Origin of the sequence: Anaeromassilibacillus sp. Marseille-P3371 (assembly GCF_900169665.1) — a bacterium.
In the GTDB taxonomy this organism is placed as follows: Bacteria; Bacillota; Clostridia; order Oscillospirales; family Acutalibacteraceae; genus Anaeromassilibacillus.
Window position 1 is genome coordinate 235,641 of the sequence record NZ_LT835157.1, and the last position, 1,301, is coordinate 236,941.

A 1,301-nucleotide genomic window follows, 5' to 3' on the forward strand; every position below is an offset into this window, starting at 1 on the left:
GGACAGGAAGAAGTGGATGCAATGGCGCAGAAGCTTGCGGAAGCAATGGCATCCCTGCGGAAGATCCCAAGCAGAGAAGAATTGCAGAAGCTCATCGAAGAGACAGAAGCGATCGACTTGAACGGCTATACGGACCGCAGTGTGGCAAACCTGGAGGCGGCGCTACAGGTAGCAAAGGCAGTCGCCGGGGATAAAACCGCGGACAACCAGACGATCGCAAAGGTATATGTAAACCTGGAAGCAGCTGTAGCAGGTTTGGAGAAGGCGGAGACGCCGAAGCCCAACCCGAAGCCGGATAACAAGGGAGGAAAGGGAAGCAGTTCTGTGAATGCCTCCAACTCCTATGGGGCGGCAGGCGTCGTTTCTGCGGCACAGAACGTTTCGACCCAGAAGGCGCATGTGGTGAGTGACACGACAGTGAACTTCACGCTCAAGAGAGGCAGCGCATACTGCTTCAAGATGACGGTGGTAAATGGAAACAACCAGACGCCGGGCTTTACAGTAGGCAACGGCAGCGTTCTCAAGACGCAGTTTGTGGCAAAGGCTGGAAACGATTACTACTACAGAGTCTATGCAACCGGCACACCGGGCCAGAGCACGGGCGTCTACACGACCCTGCCGGGGCAGAATGCAGTCAAACACTGCACGGTAACCATTGTTTGAATGCCGGATACCAGTGAAAGGCATAAGCCATTCGATCAAGTAACCGCTGGTGGAAGAAAGCCTGTGTAGGAAACTCCCAAGGAGCGAAAGGCGCTGTGCATCCACCGGGCCAGAGCACAGGCGTCTACACGACTCTGCCGGGGCAGAATGCAGTGAAACACTGCACGGTGACCATTGGTTGAATACCGGATACTTGCGAAGGGCATAAGGCATTCGATCCGGCAACCGCTGATGGAAGAAAGCCAGAGTAGGAAACGCCATAGGTGCAAAAGGCGCTGTGCGTCTACCTGTGCTAGAATACAAACGTCTACACGACATTACCGGGCCAGAAAGTGGTGAAATACTGTACGATGATGGTGGTATAAGGCCTTGGAAAGAAAAAAGAATACGGAATGTCTCTGACGGATAGCTTTTCTACATGTAAATGTATATTAATCACATGTTGATGATTCGCTCATAGGAGCAAATACATAGGAAAGCTAAAGCAGAGATATTCCATCCATATGACCCAGCAGGAGAGTTCGCAAACGAAAATGCGAAAACCTCCTGTTGGGTCAAACTTTTTATAGGCATTGGATGTATTGTATGGTGACGATATTATACAGTAACAGTTGAAGGATAAGGGGAAATGCTTGGGG

At 51.1% G+C, this 1,301-nt stretch carries 1 protein-coding gene; it reads left to right on the top strand.

Annotated features, from left to right (window positions below; translation table 11 throughout):
- Positions 1-663, top strand: a 663-nt coding sequence (locus B9Y59_RS00650) for a hypothetical protein (protein WP_158088899.1), incomplete at its 5' end; no start/stop codon positions are given.
- Positions 664-1,301: the final 638 nt, after the last annotated feature.